Source organism: Legionella gresilensis (assembly GCF_900639865.1).
Lineage (GTDB): Bacteria > Pseudomonadota > Gammaproteobacteria > Legionellales > Legionellaceae > Legionella_C > Legionella_C gresilensis.
The window spans coordinates 182,041-201,902 of the sequence record NZ_CAAAHX010000005.1 but is presented as its reverse complement, the minus strand read 5'-3'; the positions used below and the strand labels follow the sequence as shown (position 1 = coordinate 201,902).

The window sequence follows — 19,862 nt, the reverse complement described above, 5'->3', positions numbered from 1 at the left end:
AGTATTTCTAGGGATAATCAGTGGCAACTAGGAAGCTAAATAAGCCCTTTAATCTTTGCGGTGAAACCATTGCACCTGGAAAAATGCATACAATTCTTTGTGATTTCTCAAATTTTTATACCAGCCGGCGTATTAAAGTACCTATTCATGTTTTCCATTTAAGGAAAATCCACTACTTGCTGAGCTAATCGATCCTTTTGATTTAGATTCAGCTCAGCAAGTAAATGCGCCGTGTGCGGGTACTATTATTGCTAAATCAACCGCGTCTTTGGTTAATGAGGGCGATCCATTATTTCATTTTGCGCCAGACAGTAAAAAACCTAGCTAACTACTTAAAAAACGGGTAGGGGTATCGATCCTATATTATTAGAACTAGGTACATGGTCAATTTGATGAGGTCCTTTACAGTTAGTAAGCTTTATCTGCACTGGCAACGAATATTTTTCATGAAGCCGACTAGAAGCAGCTTGTGTTCTATTGAAAAACAAAGATTTATTGTTTGCCATAGAGTTAGTATGAACAGGCCTTGCGAAATGAGCATGTACATCGTTTATCATCGTGAAAAGATTAGTCAGTGATTGCATAATATCTTTGTAATTTGCACAGTGAATCTGAAATTTGGTTATTTTTCTTAAAATTTCTTTTAGATAATTATCCAATTTATTATCAAAAATATCACAGTCACTTTTTTGTAATTTAGTTAGTTTTAATTTAATTTTTTGGCTTAAATCGTTTAATTTAGTAGCTTCCTTAGGTTTACCTTGTAAATTCAAATTTTGACCATATAAATCTAATTGCTCAAGATTTACTATAATTTTGGCAAGTTGTCCTTTAGCTGAGTTAACCTTTGCTTCTAATTTAAGCCGTGCTGGTTCGGGGGGTAGAAGATATTTATTATATATAGGTGTAAATAGATTAAGAGCTGCTGTAATTGAAATACGGTTATGACTTTGTGCTTCCAGCATATATTTTAACATATCATGAATAATGATTTGACTACTTCTATCTAAGCCATGAATACCCTGATACAAACTACTAAGGTCAGCATGTTTCGATTGTTCATATATTTCATACATATCGGCTACGGGTGACTCAGTAAAAAGACCTGTATTTGCATGCCAAAGCAAAGCAATCACTTGACCCATAGAGAAAATATCAAGCGCTGGCGTTTGTTCCCCACGCTCAAAGATTTCTGGTGGTATATAACCTGGTGTACCTACAAGCTTATGATCATTGTAATTAGTGAATGTGCTTAAACCGTAATCAAAAATAGTGACTTTAATCGGTCGATTAAGATCAACAAAAATATTTTCGGGTTTAATATCTCGATGGATAATATTTTTATCAGTAACCTGTGATTTGAGAGCCTTTAAAAGCGCATAAGTTAATTCAACCCGCTCATTTAATGCTAATATACGTCTTCTTTTTAAATCATCATCAATAACATCAAAAAGCTCACAACCTTTAAGTTTTTCCATAATCGTATAACTTGTGTTTGTATCATCAAAAACGGGTTCTTTCATGGCTAGATGATTAGCTTGCTTGGTCAATCGGTATTCTTTTATAGCTGAGAGAGGCGGATTTTTGTCATTGTGATGCTGTATTTTAACAACGCGACTTTTACCATTGTAATCGTATTGTTTAAAATGGATTTTATCCTTTTTAATAGCTAGCGTAGCTTGAACATCAAATACGCTACCCATACTGCCTGAATTAAGGAGTTGAGGACTAATAAATTCATAGCGTACATCTTGTCCATTTTTACATTTGCGACGAACTACATCATAGTTAAATAAAATAGAAGTATGATCAGCAAGTGTATAAATCTGGTTTTTTTTCCAAACATTAGTTTGTGTTTGACTAGCAAAAAAGTTGATTAAATTTTTTGTTTGTAATTTTGATAAATTTTTCATTTTTTCACCTCGCTAGTCTTTTTATGCTCTTAATGATTAACCTTACCAATAAAAGCATTAAATAGAGAAGCAAAAATTTTAAAAATTTATAGAAAAACTAAAAATTTATATAAATTAAAGAAGAGAGGAAAATATTACGTATTGCTTGGCTGATAAATTAGTTAATCAGCCGGACCTAAAGAAGAGATTAGAAGTGTATTATTAGCCTTCAGGAGGAAAAGTATCATGACCGTGACTATCTTTTAATTCAATTTTTCCATCTTTATCATGAATGAAAAGCTCTGTGTTTTGATTACGACTGATTTCTCTGGCTGCTTTGACTGCTTCACTTTTGGTTGCAAAACGACGAAATGCTCGTTTTGAACTTGACCTTTTAACAAGCCAGCCACCATCTTTACTAGGTACGACATGGTGAGAACCGTTATAATTTCCCATGGTTTATCCTTATAATGATGTTTTCCTATCGCTAAGTGTAGTACATAAATAACTGTTGTCCTCAATTTGTAAGTTGGGCTAAACGAAGTGCAGCCTAATAAATGATGGAGATGCTACACACTTCATGTCTTAAATTGTTGGGCTGCGCAATCCTTAGCCCAACCAACTTAGCAAAGATAACCTTTCTTTCGTGTCGAATGAACGTTACTTGTTGATTTTGATTTTCTATTTCATACTGGAGGTCCGGTAGTTAGCTATTGATAGCAAAGATAACAACTAAGGAGTTGAACAAATGATAAGTTATAAGAAAACACTGATAGGATTAGCCTTGCTGTCGATTGGGCAATCAGCAGCTGCAGCAGATCCAGAAGAGGTTGTGAGAATAATTATTAAGTATAAAAATACAGATTCAGTGCGCCTCGCGACAAAAGAATCAGCTAGTAAACTTCTTAATATGCCTATCAATTCGCTAACTCCTATTGCTGGTGGTGCCTATACACTCACAATAAAACGTAATGCTATAGCGTCGTTAACAACTGGTGACTCTATTGATGATTTTATTATGACACTGCGGCGTAATCCTGCTGTTTTATATGCAGTTAAAGATCGCATTGGTTATTTTAAACCGCTACCGGTTATGAACAAATCTGCAGGCAGTGACAGTTTATCGCATGAACTACAATGGGACGAATTTAAAGCACCAGGTGGTATCATGCTAGAGTCAGCTGCAGGACTTCGAGATGGTGCATGGTCTTTGACTACTGGTAAAGCATCTTCACCTATTGTTGTTGCTGTTTTAGATACCGGAATAGCTCTTAATCCGCACCTTAGTAAGAGTTTAATTAAGGATAAAAAAGGAAAAGTTTGGGGTTGGAATTTCGCGGGCAATAATCAAAATTTAGTAGATGAAACTAAATCCTATCATGGCACGCATGTAGCAGGAACAATTGCTGGGTCGGGAAATGTCATGTTAGGGGTTGGCGAGCACCTTAAAATATTACCTGTAAAAATTCCTGATGGTTCTGGGATGTTTTATGAAAGTCAGGTGATTAATGCGATTTATTGGGCAGTAGGTGGTGAGGTACCTGGCGCACCTAATAATCCTTATCCAGCCAAAGTTTTGAACATGAGTTTTGGCGTTGATGAAAGGCCTGGTAAAGAAATTGATCATTGTGATGAAGCGTTACAAGAAGCTTTAACTTTTGCGCGAAAAAAAGGAGCGGTGCTTACAGTAGCAGCAGGCAACGATAATCAATGGGAGCATTATAACGCTCCGGCGGTATGTAATAGCGCTATCAAAGTAGCCTCTGTTGGTCCCGAAGGATTAAGAGCTTACTATTCAAATTATGGTCCAGGTATTAGTTTCGCAGCCCCAGGTGGTGATGTACGTTATGGAAAAATGAATGGTGGTATTTTATCCACAGTAAACCCTGGTGGTGGTTACTACGGTTCTGGTTTTGACTTTTATCAAGGGACAAGTATGGCCGCCCCACATGCTGCAGGTGTGGCAGGATTAATTTATGCTGTTAATAATAATATTACGCCTGAAAAGTTAGAAACGATCCTTTATGCCACAACGCATGGTTTTGGCCAATCAAGTGATGCTAATAAGTCGTGTGTAGATACTAAACCATGTGGTCATGGAATATTAGATGCGTTTAATGCAGTAAAGGCAGCTATGGCTAATTATGATTTTATTTTTACAGCGCCTTCGAGTAAAGAGTTATCTTTAAAGACTTGTCAAAATGGGTATCAATTTACTAATACAATATTGCAGTCGTCCCTGGCTCATTGGCAATTAACTAAAGCAGCTTGTCAGGATAAAGATAAATATCTACAAGTTAATTTGGAGAAGAAGGACACTGAAATTGTTGCTCATTATGGTCATGCTGAATTAAGTTTAGATACTTCGAACTTTAGACAGTGCGATATTATTGGCGCTGCTGGTATTGGTTGCTATCAATAACTTAGATGTAAGATAAAAGCAAGGTAGGTTGGGCTAAACGAAGTGCAGCCCAACAAATTTCGAATATTTACATACTTTATAACTTAAACTGTTGGGCTGCGCTATGCTTAGCCCAACCTACATTTAATTCTCCACCTGATTTACTGCAAATACATCGATTTTTCTTGAGCCATTTTTTTTATAACCTTCGCTTTAAAAGGCTGTTCTTTTCTAGAGGTGCGTTTAGATAATTTTAAATAGGCATAAGGGACGACATAAAGTGAAAATAGGGTGCCAATTAACATACCGCCTAAAATAACAATGCCTAATTGTTTTCTACTTTCAGCGCCAGCACCCGTTGCTAAAGCTAAAGGAAGGGCGCCTAAAAGCATAGCTAAAGTTGTCATTAAAATTGGGCGTAAACGAATACGTGCACTGTTTAGCAGTGCTGTTGTTTTATCGATACCTTGTGTTATCTGCTGATTGGCAAACTCGGTAATCATAATACCATGCTTAGTCACTAAACCAATTAAGGTAATAATGCCAATGTGACTGTAAAGAGAAAGACTTTGTTTTGTTAAGTAAAGTGCAAAAAGGGCGCCAACTAAACATAAGGGTACGCTAAGTAAAACAATTAAAGGATCAGTAAAGCTTTCAAATTGCGCTGCCAAAACAAGGTAAATAAATAATAAGGCTAACAAGAAAGCATATAAGCTATCATTAGTTGATTCGAGATAATCTCTAACTTTTCCCGTAAAGCGAAATTGAATATCTTCAGGTAATTTTTCTTGAAGTATTTTTTGAGTTGCATTAATAACCTTTTGCAAATGAGCATTGGGTGATAATTCCGCGCTAATAGTTGATGCACGGAAACGATTTAAATGGGGAAGGCTATCGGGGCCAATTGTATTTTTTATTTTTACTAAACTAGACAGTGGAATCATCTTACCGCGCCCGCTCTGAACATAAAGTTTGTTAATAATAGAAATATCACTTAAGGCCGCTTGCTTTAACTGTAAAATAACCTGATGTGTTTGCCCATCATAATTAAAATTAGCTGCGTTATTGCCGCCTAACATCGTTGATAGTAATTCAGCAATATCAGCAAGGTTTACATCCAGATCAGCAGCCAATTGACGATCAATCTCAATATTAATTTGCTCGCTATCTAAGGCTAAGCTATTTTTAATTTGTCTTAATTCTGGTAATTCAGTTAATAATTTAACAATATCATTACTGACTTCATTTAAGCGTAAGTAAGTAGTATTGCTAAGGAGAGTAACGTTAAATTGACTATTGTTACCGCTATGGTTTCCAAAAGGATTAGGACTAATAGGAAAAACATTTACACCGGTAATTTGTTGCATCTTCTCCTGAAGCTCTTCGGTGATGTCTTTTTGCGAGCGCTTACGTTTATCCCAGGGTGTTAACTGTAATAGATTAAAAGCAGAAGCAGGCTTAATGGATGATAAGTAAACAGTTCCTTCCGGTATTGATTCATAAATTGCTTCTAATTCACGCGTGTAGTGATCAGTATAAGCTGTGCTTGCATTAGTTGGAGAAGCCAGTGGGGCAATAATATAAGATTGATCCTCTGTAGGTGCCAATTCGGTTGGTAGGTAATGATAGCAAAATACCCCAAGTAGACTACTTAAAAAAACACTGATAAGTAAGAAGCGCGGTCTATTAATTATGTTCTCAAGACTTGAAATATAGCGTTTACTTACGGTTGTAAAAAAGGTATTTAGCCACTGGCTATAAGCATTTTCCTGATGCTGCATTAACTGTGAACACATCATAGGAGACAAAGTTAAGGCAATGAGACCTGATAAAATAACACATATAGCTAATGTCGCGCCGAATTGAAAAAATAGTTTTCCGGTAAATCCTGTAACAAAGCCACTAGGCGCATAAACAGCGGCTAACGTGATAGTCATAGCAATAATAGCAAAGACAATTTCTTTGCTGCCTATAATAGCAGCGCTAAAAGGGGATAAACCTGACTTTAAATGACGATGACAATTTTCTACAACAACAATTGCATCATCAACGACTAAGCCAATGGCTAATACCATCGCTAATAAGGTTAGCGTATTTATTTCGAAACCTAACCATGCCATAGGCCAAAAGGCGCTTATTAAACAAATTGGTATGGTGATAATTGGAATCAAAGCAGCCCTGACATTACCAAGAAATAAGAAAACTACTAAGCCGACAAACAAAGCTGCTTCAAAAAATGTACGATACACTTTGTGAATGGATTGCTGAATAAATTGTGTGGTATCAAATACAATATTAGCCTTTAAGGTAGGCGGAAAAGAAATTTCAAGTTCCTTTAATGATCTTTTTAATGCCTGAGCAACTTCTAAGGGATTTGCCGTTGATTGGGATAAAATAGCAAGCCCTACAGCTGGCTTACTATTAATGCGTAGTAAATTATCATCGTTTTGACTACCAACAGAGATTTTAGCAATATCTGAAAGACGAATTAAATTATGCTCTCGTTCAGCAATAACTAATTCACCAAAATTTTGAGCAGTTTTTAATTTGGCATGGGTAACAACTGTATAATAGCGGTTTTTGCTTTTAATTTGTCCACTTGGTATATCAATATTTTGCTGATTAAGTGCCTTTTTTATTTGGGCAACAGTGATATATCGTGCAGCCATCTTCACCGGATCAAGTTCTATTTTTACTGCGTAATTTCTACCACCATGAAAAATAACTTCACCAACGCCTTGAATTTCTTGTAGGGCAGGTTTTACATGACGATCTAAATAATCAGTGATCTCTAGTGCATTTTTTTCTTTATCATGAAAGCCAATAATCATGAGCGGTGTTGCATCTGCATCATTTTTGGTGACAGTTGGTGCTTGACTACCTAGTGGTAACTTATTTTGCAGGGCAGACATTTTGTTACGAATATCATTGATTGCTTCGTTGATATCTACCCCTAACTGAAACTCAATGTTGATACGACTGCGACTTAGCAAACTCACAGAGCGAATACTATCAACGCCCGGGATGCTTGCTAAAGTATTCTCAATAGGAATGGTAATTTCTTTTTCTATTAAGTCAGGACTGGCGCCGTCAAAATTAGTTGTAATAGTTATAGTGAGTTTATCAATATTAGGCAGGTGGCGTATGGGTAACTTATGGAAATAAATGAGGCCTGTAATAATTAACATGGTTAATAAAACAATCGTAAAAACTGGCCGCCTTATACAAAATTCTGACAAATTCACTCAAGTTTCCCTTCGTTTTTAGCAAGGACAGCAACACCTTCTTTTAACTTATGTTGTCCTCGTATAATGACAATATCAGTTGGTTTTAGACCACGACGTACTTCGATCATAGCGCCGTAGTGAGCGCCAACTTTAACTTGTTTAGCAATAGCTCTGCCATTATCTAAAATAAAAACTTTTTGGCCACTAATGGTTGGGATAACACTTTCTTCTGGGATTAAAAACCGTTTTTTAGGCTCGCCCATTTGATGTTTAACACGTACAAAGAGGCCAGCTGATAATAAATTTTGCTTATTATTAATTAAAGCTTCAACAGCAATGGTTCGTGTTTCTTTATCAACGTTAGGGGCAATATAATCGACCACGCCTTGATAAACTTGCCTTGGAAAGGCATCAGAAATAACTTGGACTTTTTGATCTTTTTTAACATGAGAAATTAAATGTTCAGGTAAGGTATATTCAACTTTGAGTTTTTGATTAGCAATTAAACTAACTAAAGGTTGACCCACTTTAACATATTGTCCAACGCTAACTTTTCTTGAACCTAAAGTGCCTGTGAAAGGGGCTCGTAGACTTAGCTTAAGTAACTGTGCTTCTTTAACTTTAACAATATTTTGTTTTTCTTTTAAATCTGCAAAGGCTGTCTCTAGCGCTTGTTCGGAAGCAAGCTTTCGCTTGGCAAGTTCTTGGTTACGTTGGTAAATTGATTCACTTAATAACAGATTAGCTTTCGCACTCGCTAATTCACTTTTTAAAACAGTATCATCTAATTGAATTAATAAAGTTCCCTTGTGCACTACCGTGCCTGGTTTAAAATGAATAAACGCGATCTGTCCAGCTAACTCCGAACTAATTTGAATATTATCTAAACTACTTAAGCTGCCGATAGTTTCAAATTCATTAGCGAATACTGCTTCTTTTAGTGGAGCGGTTTCAACAAAAATGGGTTGAATATTATGACTTACTTGCTTGGTTTTATGATTAGGAAATAAATAATAAGCCAATGCTATTAATAAACTTAAAAAGAATATTAAGCTAATCACGCGACCTTTCAATTAAGCGCCTCCTTTGGTGAAGACAAGATTATAACTTTAAATTGCTAAGCAAAATAAGGGGAAAGCTAATATATTTTGGCTAAAAAATTAAACTTTAAAAGTTGAAAAGTGTTACATAATTCATGATCGCATAACCAAGCAAAAATAAAAAAGATTAATTAGGTTGTTTATATAATGACCTTCCTGCATAATCGGTAACATTTTTTAAAAAGTAGTAAAATGAATATCAAAGCCTATATTTTTTCCGTATCTTGCGTGTTTTCTGCTTTTACTTTTGCAGCAGAGCCTAGTAAAGAGACTACCGCTGATGATAAGACAGTTTTAGAACAAGAAATTCAAGCTCAAAATAGGGCTGAGAAATATCCTAATCTTATCAATTTATATAGACCTACTTACATATTGCCTTTTTATCAAACCAATCACCCTTATCAAGACATTTATTTAAATGAAACACCCGATAGCCAAAGAGTAAAAAATGAAGAGTTAAAAGCTTATTTTAGTGTTTTAATTCCTGTTGTTCGTCATCTCTATCGAGATAAACCAGTTGCCTTGAACTTTGCCTATAGTCAACTTATGTACTGGCAAGTATATGCAAAATCTCCTTATTTTAGGGAAACAAATTATGAGCCTGAATTGTTTATTGAAAACTATTTTTCACGTTATATGTCAGGGCAGATAGGGGTAAATCATCAATCCAATGGTCGAGGCGGCTATTTAGAACGTAGCTGGAACCGGGCTTATGCGCAAGTAAAGTTTAGTGGTCAGAATTGGTTAGTACAATTACGAGGTTGGAGCTTGCTCGCGGAAAGTGAGTCAAGCGATTTACATAATCCTGATATTGCCCATTACCTAGGTTATGAGAATATCTTATTTTCTTATTCCTGGAATAACTTAAAAGCCAGTATTGAAGCACAAAATATTGAAAGTGGCTTTAAAAGAGGGTATGTCTTGGCTAGTCTTTCTTACCCTATTTTAAAATCCATCTCACTCTATGGCCAGTTTTTTAATGGATATGGACAAAGCTTGATTGAATATAATCATAAAAATACAGGGTTTGGAATTGGTATTGCAGTTAATGATTGGATCAATTAAAAAAAGACTAAATGCCATCAGCCATCAAATTACCAGGCTAGCTAGAGTGAGTAACTCAAAACCTAAAGAACTTACTAAGATGAATACTAAGTAAAGTAGTATTCATCTTTTATGTTTGAACGGATACTATAGTTTTTAGGTAAGCGAAATAAAACAAACTAGGGGTATGCTTAACGATATTAATTTTTTTATCTTAATTATTTTCTTCTTGCTTAAGCCAGTTACTTAAAATCTCAATTATCTTACGTGCTTGCTCATCACTAGAAATATTAAATTTAGATTTCATCCAATATTGATTATTGCGTTTTTGGTAACGCCTAATTGAATATTTTACAGGGCCATAACTTTGCTTTACCTTTTCCCATTCTTGATAGCGAAATAAAATAGTGGTCCAAGCGCCTTTGGATAAAACATATTTATCTAATTCACGAACTGTTTCAATGCCATCTTCGGAAAAAGAAATAGTTAAATCATCTATTGTTTCGCTCATGAATATCCTTAATTAGAATTAATCGATGGATTGTAGTTTGCCATCAACAAATGTCAAGCTCATAGGTTTTTGATATTGATCAGCCTGATAAACCCAGATTTCAGGTTTTGATGAGCTAGGCACTGCTTGGTTTATATAGGTATGGTTAACTAAAGAGGGGGTGCCGCAAGCATTATAAACTATACTGACTGGATCACCCACTTCAACACTTCTACCACCACAAATACTAAATGCATTTGTGCTTGAGCCATTCATAGTTATAGAGCTAACTTTATTATTCATAATATTAACTTGTAATTGGGCACCGCCACCACTATTACCACCAAAAGGTTGTGCACCACCGTAATTCGTATTACCAATAGGCAGAGCCCAAACACCATAAAAAGCAGTTCGGTCGCCTTCATTATTGTATATAAGTTGCTGTACAGGGACTTTTTGCGTAAAAGGTTGATTGGATTGCTGCTTACTTAGAGGTTGACCACAGGCAGCCATAACTTGTATTTGGGACATCCCAATATTAATAAACCCATGATTTTGTGGGCAATATACCGATTGTTGTTGACTAAATGCTACCAGTGGAAATAGAAAACCGATTAAAATCCCATGTCGTCTGTACATAGCATTGCCCTCACTTTAGACCTCTTTCCAAACTCGAGAGTTTAGAAAGAGGTTTATTATCATTTTCCTTCAATTATAGTGCGTTTATCACTTTTTAACCTGAAATTAAAGGTGAATAGGTAAGGATGCGCTAATAAAAAGAGTAATTATTTTAATAATTACCATCACGATAAAAGGTGCAAAATCAAACCCTGAAATGTTAGGTATAATTTTGTGGCCAATTTTAATTAGTGGATCAGTAATTAAATTAAGAATCATGGCAGCAGGATGCATTTGCCATTGAGGATTAATCCAACTCATAATGACCCTTAATAAAAGTGCATAAAATAGCAAATCACCTAATTGAATGATTAAATCTGCAGCCACCAACAAGAATAAATAGGTAATAGGTAATAGTCTTTGATAAGCAATTAAACTTAGTAGCATAAATTTAACTATTTCAAGTACAATAATACAAGCAAAGCTAATGGCATCAAAACGTTGCGGATGTTTTTTATTACGAAAAACGATTGATTCTAAGGGAAGCGCGATACGATCAGTTAAGCGATAAATTAGCTGACCCATAGGATGCAAGGGACTAACACGATAGTAGCGCAATAAAATGCGTAACCAAAAAATAAAAATAATTAAATTAAAAAATATACTAATTAAAAAATAACTTACCGCAATAAGTCCAGCCATAACATTCTCACTTTATAATGATGAGTTAATAAAGAATTTCCTGGTCGTTAGGCTAAAGGAATTTCTCTTTTCTGACAAATTCTCTCTACCCAGAAATCTTACATCCCGCCGAATCCTCTGTCTTCTCCGCGTAGGTGGTGGATCCATTCAGTCAATTAGCACAGAGATAAATTCCCCATAGATTCCCGCCTACATGAGAATGACATAAGTTCCTGCGAAAGCAAGTGTAGGTTGGGCTAAACGAAGTGCAGCCCAACAATTTCAGTTATAAGGCGAGTAGCATATTCATAATTTGTTGGGCTGCGTTATGCTTAGCCCAACCTATACTTACTTTGCTTACGTTCCGCGGCTTGTCCGTGGAATCTAGATAAATACTTCTATTGCATTTCCTCTATCTCTTTCGCCCTATTATAAGCAGCTTTTAATGCTTGAAAAATGACTTCTGAAAAATCACCTTTCTCTAAAACTGCAAGTGCTGCTGCAGTCGTGCCTCCTTTAGAGGTTACATCTTGACGTAATTGTTGCAAAGGCAAGGTGCTATTTTCTATTAAACTTAACGCCCCTATAGCAGTTTGTTTGGCAAACGACTGGGCTATTGAACTTGATAAGCCTAATTTTTCACCTGCATTAATGAGTGCTTCTAGAAATAAAAATATATAAGCAGGCCCGCTGCCTGATAGCGCTGTAATTGCGTTTATTTCATCCTCTTTATTAAGCCATGCGGTGATACTTAGTGACTTAAATAAACTCTCAACAAGTATTTTTTGTTTATCCTGAACGTAATTGTTAGCAATAAAGGCACTAGCGCCTTTGCCAACTGCAATGGGTGTATTGGGCATACAGCGAACGATAGCTTGTTTAGGTTTGCAAAAGGAAGCCAACTTATCTAAGTTTATTCCTGCAGCAAGCGAAATAAGAAGACTATTTTGCGGAAGGTGCTTACCGATTTCTGTTAAAACAGAGGTAATTTGTGCTGGTTTAACTGCAAGTATAATGACATCAGCAAAGTCGATAAAGGCAGTATTAGAGGAATGCGTTTTAACGCCAACTTCATTAACTCTAATTGGCAAGGAAGGAGATGTTGCAAACAATTCTAAATTTTTATTTTGGCTTAAGCCTGCAATTAATGCTTTTGCCAAATTACCATACCCTATAAAACAGATTTTCATACTTTATTACGCTCGCCAAAAATAGCTCTACCAATACGAACAAAGGTGCTCCCTGCGCGTATAGCTGCTTTTAAATCATCACTCATACCCATAGATAAGGTATCCATTTTTAAATTTAACTGTTGGTTTGTTTGGTCTAGTAAGTTTGTTAGGCGTTGTAAACTAGCATATTGTTCTTCTGCCGTTAAGCGAGGCTTTGGAATTGCCATAAGTCCACGTAAACGCAGTTTAGGTAGCTGATTAATATATTTAATTAATAGTGGCAATTCATCAGGAAGCCGGCCTGCTTTAGTCGATTCATGATCTAAATTAATTTGAATACATATATTTAATGCTGGTAAATAATCAGGCCGATGTTGTGAAAGGCGTTTCGCAATTTTTTCTCGATCAACACTATGTACCCAATTAAAATTTTCTGCAATTTCTTTGGCTTTATTACTTTGAATAGCACCAATGAAATGCCAATTAATAGGTAATTGCTTTAATTGTAAAATTTTATTATGAGCTTCTTGCCAATAATTTTCGCCAAAATCCTGTAGACCTGCTTCATACACTTCTTTTATTGCTGCAACCGGTTGGCCTTTACTAACCGCAAGAATACTCACGCTATTTTGAGGCTTATGAGTATCATTTAGTGTGGTCTTAATAATTTGTTTGATCGATTGTATATTTTCTGCAATGCTCATAACTTAATTTTAGTGTCTTATCTATAAGCTTAAAGCTTACAGAAATATGCTGTTTAAAAAGTTTTCTTCTATTTTAGTAAGCGATGTTTCTATTTTTGATAATAAATTTTAAAACAGATAAACAACTTCTAAAGTTAAGGAATTGTATCATATACTTATTTATAACTTAGCTAAATTTGAAATGGATTTCTATGAATATTACTGAGTTATTAGCCTTTTCAGTAAAAAATAAATCATCAGACCTACATCTATCTGCAGGACTTCCTCCTTTAATTCGCGTGGATGGTGACTTACGCCGTATTAATATACCGCCTTTAGAACATAAAGAGGTGATTAGAATTATTTACGATATTATGAATGATAAACAGCGTAAGGATTATGAGGAGCATTGGGAAACTGATTTTTCTTTTGAAATCCCTAACCTTGCTCGTTTTAGGGTTAACGCATTTAATCAAGTGCGTGGTGCTGGCGCAGTGTTTAGAACCATTCCAAGTACTGTTCTTGGTATTGAGGAATTAGGTTTACCTGACATTTTTAAAGCGATTGCTTCCTATCCGCAAGGTTTGGTTTTAATTACAGGTCCAACAGGATCGGGAAAAAGTACTACGTTGGCTGCTTTAATTGATTATATCAATTCAAATCGCTATGAGCATATTTTAACGATTGAAGACCCAGTTGAGTTTTTACATGAAAGCAAGAAATGCCTGGTTAATCAACGGGAAGTGCATCGTAATACAGAAAGCTTTAGCGCGGCTCTTCGTTCAGCACTTCGGGAAGATCCAGATATTATTTTAGTAGGTGAGCTACGGGATTTAGAAACGATTCGGCTTGCTTTAACAGCAGCAGAAACAGGACACTTAGTGTTTGGTACGCTGCATACCAATTCTGCGACAAAAACGATAAACCGGATTATAGACGTATTTCCAGGTGAAGAAAAAGCGATGGTACGTTCAATGCTTTCTGAATCTTTGCAAGCTGTGGTTGCACAGGGATTACTTAAACGATATGGCGGTGGCCGCGTAGCAGCGTTAGAAATTATGATTTGTAACTCAGCCATTCGTAATTTAATACGCGAAGATAAAATTGCCTAAATGTATTCAACCATTCAAACAGGTCAATCGCAAGGGATGCAAACTTTAGATCAGCATTTAACGCAACTTGTGGAAAATAAAATAATTGCTAAAAGTACGGCGCAAGAGGTGGCATTGAATAAAAGTGTATTTAATTAAATCTTTTAATGTAATAGCGTTGATTTTTAACTTAAGTTTTTGGTTTAATTATATTTTCAATATCCTCAATCTCTTTAGTGGATGTCGTTTTTTTATCAAAAAAACTAAAACGTTGTAGTTGTAATAATTCTTTTAAAGGAACGAAATTGGTACGAGATTTATCTTCTTGATAATATAAACCTTCTTCAAACTGCTCCTCTAATAAAGAGGTGTTCTGGTTAAGGGAGTTTTCCTGTTCTTTTAATCGGTCTCGAAGGGCGGTTAAGGCAGAAATTTTTCTAGATGTTAATTCAGCTCGACCTGTTAAAACTGCAAATGCTTTTTCAAAAATATTAGTTCTTTCGAGGCGATCAATCATATCTTCTAAGCGTCTAATAACAGCACTGGCATTTCCTATTGGGCTATTGCTCATTCTAGCGGCTGCTGAATCATTTTCCATTTTACTTTGAAAATCGAGGAGTCCAACTTTTATTTCTTCTATTCTACCGCCTTTCGTTAAAATATCGGGAAGATCGTGTTTGAAAAAATTTTCATATGCTTTATTTGATCCATAGTTGGATATAAGTTGCTGAACTTCAGCAAAAGTATTTTCTTGAACTACAGTTTGTAAAATCTGAATTTTCTTATTTAGACTAACTAGGCTAAGTAAAATAGAGTTTGAAGGCTGTTTTTTTAGCATATCTTGAATATAGCCATGTATAAAATGCTCGATTACTCTACAAGAAGTATGTAGATTTCTTAAAGACTGCTGATCAGCTGCTTGTAAAAATATAATTAACTGCCTAGCAAATTCCGTATTACTAACCTTAGAAGCAGAACCCCATAAGAAAGCATTTACCATATCAATGGACATTCCCTTCTTCCCAATTGGCTTAAAGAAGGCATTAAATATATTTTCTTTAGGCATAAACAAACCAGTTAATAGATATAAATGTATAAAATATTGTCTAATATTATATTAGATACAACATTAAGTATAACATTTTATCATTAAGTTAATATTATTAACAAACTAGCCTGGGCTTTGGCTCGATAAGAGTTGTTTATTATTTCTCAAGAATAATTACTAATTGATACTAGCAGCTTAAGTGTTTACTCCGGTCCTAAAAATTAGAACCGGTTCAGAATTAATTTGAGCATCCAAGGCATTTATAAAATCAGTTACTGTCTGGACTTCTTTATTAACTAATACATCTGCCTGACCGCTTTTAACAAATTTTTTTAGCTCTTTACCTAAATTGCTGTCGCCTAAAGTTGATAAATGTTTTTTAAGATCAATGGGATTTCCTGCGAGTGCTTCTTTTAGTGCTTCAATTGCCTCTACTTTTTGTAGATAGCTCTTTTGAAAAAAAGGAAGGTAGGTATTTTTATAATCTTTGACTTTATTATTCTGAATAAGTTTTTTTCTATCTATTAGGTAACTATCTAAAATACCTACAAGTATCTGGGTTTTTTTATAAATATCATTAAGTAAGGTCTGATTTTCTATAGTGGCTTTTTTTATCCGTTCTAATTGAATTATTAAATTCTGTTTGTCGCTAAATTCTTGTTCTGTATCCTTTGTGCTTAATAAGAGATTAACTAATTCAATAGGAGTCTTTGCTTGGTTATCTTCATCTTTAAGCCATTCTAAAGTAGCTTGTTTAATTAGTGCTAAATTAACGTAATTACCCTGAGATGAGGTTTTCCGTCCTTGCTCAGTGATAATAGCTATAAGCTCGCTCGTAAGCCTTTCTAGAGTAATATTTGTTTGATGCGAAGCATTAATTAGTTCGATACAAAGATCAAATAAGAGGTTATCACCATCAATTTGAGGGTAGGTTATGATAATTTTCCTTATCTGATTACGATAAGGCTTATGAATTAATCCTATATTCATTAGCTTTTCTATTAAGTGACTGTATGATCTGTTTTAGAGGAATAATAAATTTTTGCTTGTTAGCTAGTCCTTGTTATGTGTTTTCTTGTTTGGATGTTTTATCTTTATGTCATTCTAAAGGAATAATAGATTTCTGCGAAGTACTTATTAGTTTAATAAGCAAAGATGAAATTAGGTGTGTTTTAAGATTTTGTTGGGCCGGGCGGCCCAACCTACGTTAAATTGGAAAGTAGTCTATGTTGCTTTTTGTATTTCCATTAGTTCGCTAATTCCTTTTTCTGCTAAATCGAGTAATGTATTTAATTGGTTACGGCTAAAGCTTTGGTCTTCTGCTGTACCTTGCAATTCAATAAATTCACCAGCTTCATTCATGACTACGTTCATGTCTGTTTCAGCTAAAACATCTTCAGCATAATCTAGATCAAGAACCGGTTGGCCTCGATAAATTCCGACAGAAACAGCAGCCACATAATTAAAAGTAGGTGCTTTACGTAATTTTTCTCGTTGAACCATCCAGTTAAGTGCGTCTTTCATAGCTACACAAGCACCGGTAATAGCTGCAGTGCGAGTGCCGCCATCGGCTTGAATAACATCGCAATCTATCATAATCGTGTTTTCACCGATGGTTTTTAAATCAATACAAGCACGAATTGATCGACCAATTAAACGTTGAATTTCTAAGGTTCTACCACCTTGCTTTCCTTTACTTGCTTCACGATCACAGCGACTGTGAGTTGCACGCGGCAACATACCATATTCTGCAGTAATCCAGCCTTGATTTTTGCCTTTTAAAAATCGAGGCACACCTTCAATAACAGACGCGTTACATAAAACACGAGTCTCGCCAAACTCGACTAAGACCGAACCTTCGGCATGATTAGTGTATTGACGAGTTATCTTAATTGCACGAAGTTGATTTGGTTCACGATTGCTGGGACGCATGGTTATTCCTCACAGAAAAAGAGAAGGGAAATTATAACGTCTAAATTTCAAACGTGCACCATGTATAAAATTTAAACTTTAACTTGCATTTGCAGCAATTTCGGTTATAGTCACCCAACCTTAAACAAACGACTATCAATTATGACTCATAGCATGACGGCATTTGCCAGAACCCAGACTCAGCTTGATGAGATAGGATTTTGTTGGGAAATAAAGTCCGTTAATCATCGTTATCTTGATGTTTCATTTCGTCTTCCCGAAGCTTGGCGCTTTTTAGAAGCAGATCTGAGAACCATTATTCGAGATTACGTAAGCCGCGGTAAGTTAGAGTGTCAATTAAAAATGAGCAATTCAGCTTTGGCAGAACCTGCTTTAGTGGTGAATGAAAACCTATTAACTAAGCTAATTAATATTACGCAAAATTTAGAAGCAGCTAAATTATTGCCTAATGATCTTACCCTATCAACCTTTTTAACTTGGCCTGGGGTTATCCAAGCATCAGAACTTAATATTGAGCAATTTAAAGAGATAGTACTACAATTATTTCATGATAGTTTAACTAAACTGCAGCAACAAAGAGCGCAAGAAGGGGCAACACTCAATCGACATATACAAGACCGCTTAACGCGTTTACAAGAAGAAATCAAAAAAGCAAAAGTGTATGCTAAAGAAAATACCCAGCAAGCTCGCGATAAATTATTAACCAGGCTTCATTCATTGCAATTAGAGGTTGAAAGCTCACGAATTGAACAAGAACTAGCTATTATTTTAACGAAGCTAGATGTCAGTGAAGAGCTCGACAGGTTAGCATTACATTGTCAAGAAGTAGGCAGTGTTTTAAATAAAAATGAAGCATTAGGACGTCGTTTAGATTTTTTAATGCAAGAGTTAAATCGTGAAGCTAATACTTTAAGTGCGAAATCGGATACCATTAATTTGACAAAAAGTGCTGTAGAAATGAAAGTATTAATTGAGCAGATGCGCGAACAAATTCAAAATATCGAGTAAAACATGATTGACTCATTTACCGGAAATGTGTTTATTGTGGCAGCTCCATCCGGAGGGTGGAAAGACAAGTTTAGTCAAACATTTAATAACGCATCTACCCAATATTGTTGTGTCTATTTCTCATACTACACGTAAGCCAAGGCCACGTGAGCAAGAAGGTGTTGATTATTTTTTTATTAATGACACCGAGTTTCTTGATATGATTAATCGGAATGCTTTTATTGAATATGCAGAAGTCTTTAATCATCATTATGGAACTTCTGTCGAACAAATCGCAGTACGGCTTAAAGAAGGCATTGATGTTGTGCTCGATATTGATTGGCAAGGCGCACAGCAAATTAAAAAATTATTTCCCGAAGCGATTAGTGTATTTATTATTCCACCTTCTCTAGAGGTTTTAGAGCAACGGCTAAAAGCCAGACAGCAAGATAATAAGGAAGTTATTCAAACTCGAATGCAACAAGCTAGAGAGGAAATGAGTCACTATAAAGAATTTGATTATCTCATTGTTAATGATGATTTTGAGCAGGCGGCACTTGAATTGCAAGCAATTGTCGTTGCTAATCGGGTAAGCTTTACTCGACAAGCAGAAAAAATCAGAAAATTGCTATCATTATTAATGTTAGAGCAGTAAAATAATAGGATTTCGATAAAAAGAGAAAAAGTCTTTTTTTGGCGCTAAACGAATGTTAAATATATAGCATGATAGTAAATGCCAGTCATTCTAGCGCCGGCGGTAATCTATGGCGAATTTAGCTTTGTGCTAATTGATTGAATGGATCCCCGCCTACGCGGGGATGACAGATATACAAGTATGATAGAGAATTCGTGAGAGTTTACCTGTCATTCCCGCGCAAGCGGGAATCCATGGGGAATTTACCTCAGTACTAATTGATTGAATGAATCCTGCTTACGTGAGGGTGACATTTTATTGAATTACTGAAATGTTATTATGTTGAATGTGGATTGGGTGAAACAAGATTTTATCCAAGCCACTGTTAATTAGGCATTTTCTTTTAAAATAGCCTATAAGAAAATAGTGGAGGTTAAATTTATGGCACGTGTGACGGTAGAAGATTGTTTAGAGCACGTTAAAAATCGTTTTGAACTAGTTATGGTTGCAACGAAACGTGCACGTGAGATTGCTGTACGCGGTGAACAACCCTTGGTTGAGTGGGAAAATGACAAACCAACGGTAGTTGCTCTGCGTGAAATTGCTGAAGGATTAGTTAAAGCAGATATTTTAGATAAAGATTAATAGTGCAAATAATCCGAAAGCCACGTTAAACATATTTTAAGGTGGCACCGAGTGCGGTTGGATTAACTCTTATAAGGATGTAACATTGCCAGATTTTTACTGAAATAATGGCTTAAGAATGCCTCCGCCACGATAAAAGCTATTTAAAAGTTAATTATTTAAATAGTTGGCATTATGAGGTTTAACATGGGTTTGTTATTAGAGATTTATCTAAAAG

The 19,862-nt window shown here is 35.4% G+C and carries 16 protein-coding genes and 2 pseudogenes; 6 read left to right on the top strand and 12 right to left on the bottom strand.

From position 1 onward, the window contains the following. Positions 1–332 precede the first annotated feature (332 nt). Together E1P04_RS07875 and E1P04_RS07870 are read right to left on the bottom strand one after the other, a co-directional pair. Positions 333–1,913 (bottom strand): protein kinase domain-containing protein, encoded by a 1,581-nt coding sequence (locus E1P04_RS07875; RefSeq protein ID WP_131782366.1) that lies wholly within the window; start codon positions 1,911–1,913, stop codon positions 333–335. A 201-nt stretch (positions 1,914–2,114) separates the two neighbouring features. Beyond that, a complete protein-coding gene (locus E1P04_RS07870) occupies positions 2,115–2,348 on the bottom strand; it encodes a DUF2188 domain-containing protein (RefSeq protein ID WP_131782365.1) in 234 nt (77 codons plus the stop codon). A gap of 295 nt (positions 2,349–2,643) precedes the next feature. On the opposite strand from E1P04_RS07870, the gene E1P04_RS07865 reads away from it, so the two are divergent. Next, a complete protein-coding gene (locus tag E1P04_RS07865; RefSeq protein WP_427853180.1) occupies positions 2,644–4,314 on the top strand; it encodes a S8 family serine peptidase in 1,671 nt (556 codons plus the stop codon). Between the two features lie 140 nt (positions 4,315–4,454). Here the strand turns inward: E1P04_RS07865 and E1P04_RS07860 are convergent, their stop codons facing one another. Both E1P04_RS07860 and E1P04_RS07855 read right to left on the bottom strand, forming a co-directional pair. Then, positions 4,455–7,538, bottom strand: coding sequence for an efflux RND transporter permease subunit (locus E1P04_RS07860; protein ID WP_131782363.1), 3,084 nt, complete (start codon positions 7,536–7,538; stop codon positions 4,455–4,457). Further along, complete coding sequence (locus E1P04_RS07855) at positions 7,535–8,593, bottom strand: efflux RND transporter periplasmic adaptor subunit (protein WP_131782362.1); 1,059 nt, start codon at positions 8,591–8,593, stop codon at positions 7,535–7,537. Before E1P04_RS07855 ends, E1P04_RS07860 begins: the two co-directional genes overlap by 4 nt. Before the next feature lie 219 nt (positions 8,594–8,812). Between E1P04_RS07855 and E1P04_RS07850 the strand changes: the two genes are divergently transcribed. Then, positions 8,813–9,685, top strand: a complete 873-nt coding sequence (locus E1P04_RS07850; protein WP_131782361.1) for a phospholipase A — start codon at positions 8,813–8,815, stop codon at positions 9,683–9,685. A gap of 193 nt (positions 9,686–9,878) precedes the next feature. On the opposite strand, the gene E1P04_RS07845 is transcribed toward E1P04_RS07850, so the two are convergent. The 5 genes from E1P04_RS07845 to E1P04_RS07825 all read right to left on the bottom strand — a co-directional run bounded on the left by E1P04_RS07845 (position 9,879) and on the right by E1P04_RS07825 (position 13,329). Then, complete coding sequence (locus E1P04_RS07845) at positions 9,879–10,175, bottom strand: hypothetical protein (RefSeq protein WP_131782360.1); 297 nt, start codon at positions 10,173–10,175, stop codon at positions 9,879–9,881. Positions 10,176–10,193: 18 nt separating this feature from the next. After that, positions 10,194–10,793: a DUF2845 domain-containing protein gene (locus E1P04_RS07840; RefSeq protein WP_131782359.1), complete on the bottom strand. Its 600-nt coding sequence runs from the start codon at positions 10,791–10,793 to the stop codon at positions 10,194–10,196. 105 nt (positions 10,794–10,898) lie between these two features. Next, on the bottom strand, positions 10,899–11,474 hold the full coding sequence (locus tag E1P04_RS07835) for a YggT family protein (protein ID WP_131782358.1): 576 nt from the start codon (positions 11,472–11,474) through the stop codon (positions 10,899–10,901). 377 nt (positions 11,475–11,851) lie between these two features. After that, positions 11,852–12,643, bottom strand: a complete 792-nt coding sequence (gene proC / locus E1P04_RS07830; protein ID WP_131782357.1) for a pyrroline-5-carboxylate reductase — start codon at positions 12,641–12,643, stop codon at positions 11,852–11,854. Continuing rightward, on the bottom strand, positions 12,640–13,329 hold the full coding sequence (locus tag E1P04_RS07825) for a YggS family pyridoxal phosphate-dependent enzyme (protein WP_131782356.1): 690 nt from the start codon (positions 13,327–13,329) through the stop codon (positions 12,640–12,642). Before E1P04_RS07825 ends, proC begins: the two co-directional genes overlap by 4 nt. A gap of 191 nt (positions 13,330–13,520) precedes the next feature. On the opposite strand from E1P04_RS07825, the pseudogene E1P04_RS07820 reads away from it, so the two are divergent. Then, a pseudogene (locus E1P04_RS07820) lies at positions 13,521–14,558 on the top strand (type IV pilus twitching motility protein PilT). 31 nt (positions 14,559–14,589) lie between these two features. Here E1P04_RS07820 and E1P04_RS07815 read toward each other — a convergent pair. From E1P04_RS07815 to rph, 3 genes are all read right to left on the bottom strand, one after another. After that, entirely contained in the window at positions 14,590–15,411 is an 822-nt protein-coding gene (locus E1P04_RS07815; RefSeq protein ID WP_165482705.1) for a hypothetical protein, read from the bottom strand. 231 nt (positions 15,412–15,642) lie between these two features. After that, on the bottom strand, positions 15,643–16,437 hold the full coding sequence (locus E1P04_RS07810) for a hypothetical protein (protein WP_131782354.1): 795 nt from the start codon (positions 16,435–16,437) through the stop codon (positions 15,643–15,645). Between the two features lie 234 nt (positions 16,438–16,671). Next, a complete protein-coding gene (gene rph / locus E1P04_RS07805) occupies positions 16,672–17,379 on the bottom strand; it encodes a ribonuclease PH (protein ID WP_131782353.1) in 708 nt (235 codons plus the stop codon). Positions 17,380–17,520: 141 nt separating this feature from the next. Between rph and E1P04_RS07800 the strand changes: the two genes are divergently transcribed. The 3 genes and pseudogenes from E1P04_RS07800 to rpoZ all read left to right on the top strand — a co-directional run bounded on the left by E1P04_RS07800 (position 17,521) and on the right by rpoZ (position 19,645). Next, positions 17,521–18,387 (top strand): YicC/YloC family endoribonuclease, encoded by an 867-nt coding sequence (locus E1P04_RS07800; RefSeq protein ID WP_131782352.1) that lies wholly within the window; start codon positions 17,521–17,523, stop codon positions 18,385–18,387. 3 nt (positions 18,388–18,390) lie between these two features. Next, positions 18,391–19,021 (top strand): annotated as a pseudogene (gene gmk, locus E1P04_RS07795) (guanylate kinase). Between the two features lie 420 nt (positions 19,022–19,441). Next, positions 19,442–19,645 (top strand): DNA-directed RNA polymerase subunit omega, encoded by a 204-nt coding sequence (rpoZ, locus tag E1P04_RS07790; RefSeq protein WP_131782351.1) that lies wholly within the window; start codon positions 19,442–19,444, stop codon positions 19,643–19,645. Positions 19,646–19,862 lie beyond the last annotated feature (217 nt).

Excerpts from the sequence above, each read along its gene's own strand:
- E1P04_RS07875 (WP_131782366.1), bottom strand. The coding sequence starts at position 1,913 with ATGAAAAATTTATCAAAATTACAAACAAAAAATTTAATCAACTTTTTT.
- E1P04_RS07870 (WP_131782365.1), bottom strand. The coding sequence starts at position 2,348 with ATGGGAAATTATAACGGTTCTCACCATGTCGTACCTAGTAAAGATGGT.
- E1P04_RS07850 (WP_131782361.1), top strand. The coding sequence starts at position 8,813 with ATGAATATCAAAGCCTATATTTTTTCCGTATCTTGCGTGTTTTCTGCT.
- E1P04_RS07845 (WP_131782360.1), bottom strand. The coding sequence starts at position 10,175 with ATGAGCGAAACAATAGATGATTTAACTATTTCTTTTTCCGAAGATGGC.
- E1P04_RS07840 (WP_131782359.1), bottom strand. The coding sequence starts at position 10,793 with ATGTACAGACGACATGGGATTTTAATCGGTTTTCTATTTCCACTGGTA.
- E1P04_RS07835 (WP_131782358.1), bottom strand. The coding sequence starts at position 11,474 with ATGGCTGGACTTATTGCGGTAAGTTATTTTTTAATTAGTATATTTTTT.
- proC (WP_131782357.1), bottom strand. The coding sequence starts at position 12,643 with ATGAAAATCTGTTTTATAGGGTATGGTAATTTGGCAAAAGCATTAATT.
- E1P04_RS07825 (WP_131782356.1), bottom strand. The coding sequence starts at position 13,329 with ATGAGCATTGCAGAAAATATACAATCGATCAAACAAATTATTAAGACC.
- E1P04_RS07815 (WP_165482705.1), bottom strand. The coding sequence starts at position 15,411 with ATGTCCATTGATATGGTAAATGCTTTCTTATGGGGTTCTGCTTCTAAG.
- E1P04_RS07810 (WP_131782354.1), bottom strand. The coding sequence starts at position 16,437 with ATGAATATAGGATTAATTCATAAGCCTTATCGTAATCAGATAAGGAAA.
- rph (WP_131782353.1), bottom strand. The coding sequence starts at position 17,379 with ATGCGTCCCAGCAATCGTGAACCAAATCAACTTCGTGCAATTAAGATA.
- E1P04_RS07800 (WP_131782352.1), top strand. The coding sequence starts at position 17,521 with ATGACTCATAGCATGACGGCATTTGCCAGAACCCAGACTCAGCTTGAT.
- rpoZ (WP_131782351.1), top strand. The coding sequence starts at position 19,442 with ATGGCACGTGTGACGGTAGAAGATTGTTTAGAGCACGTTAAAAATCGT.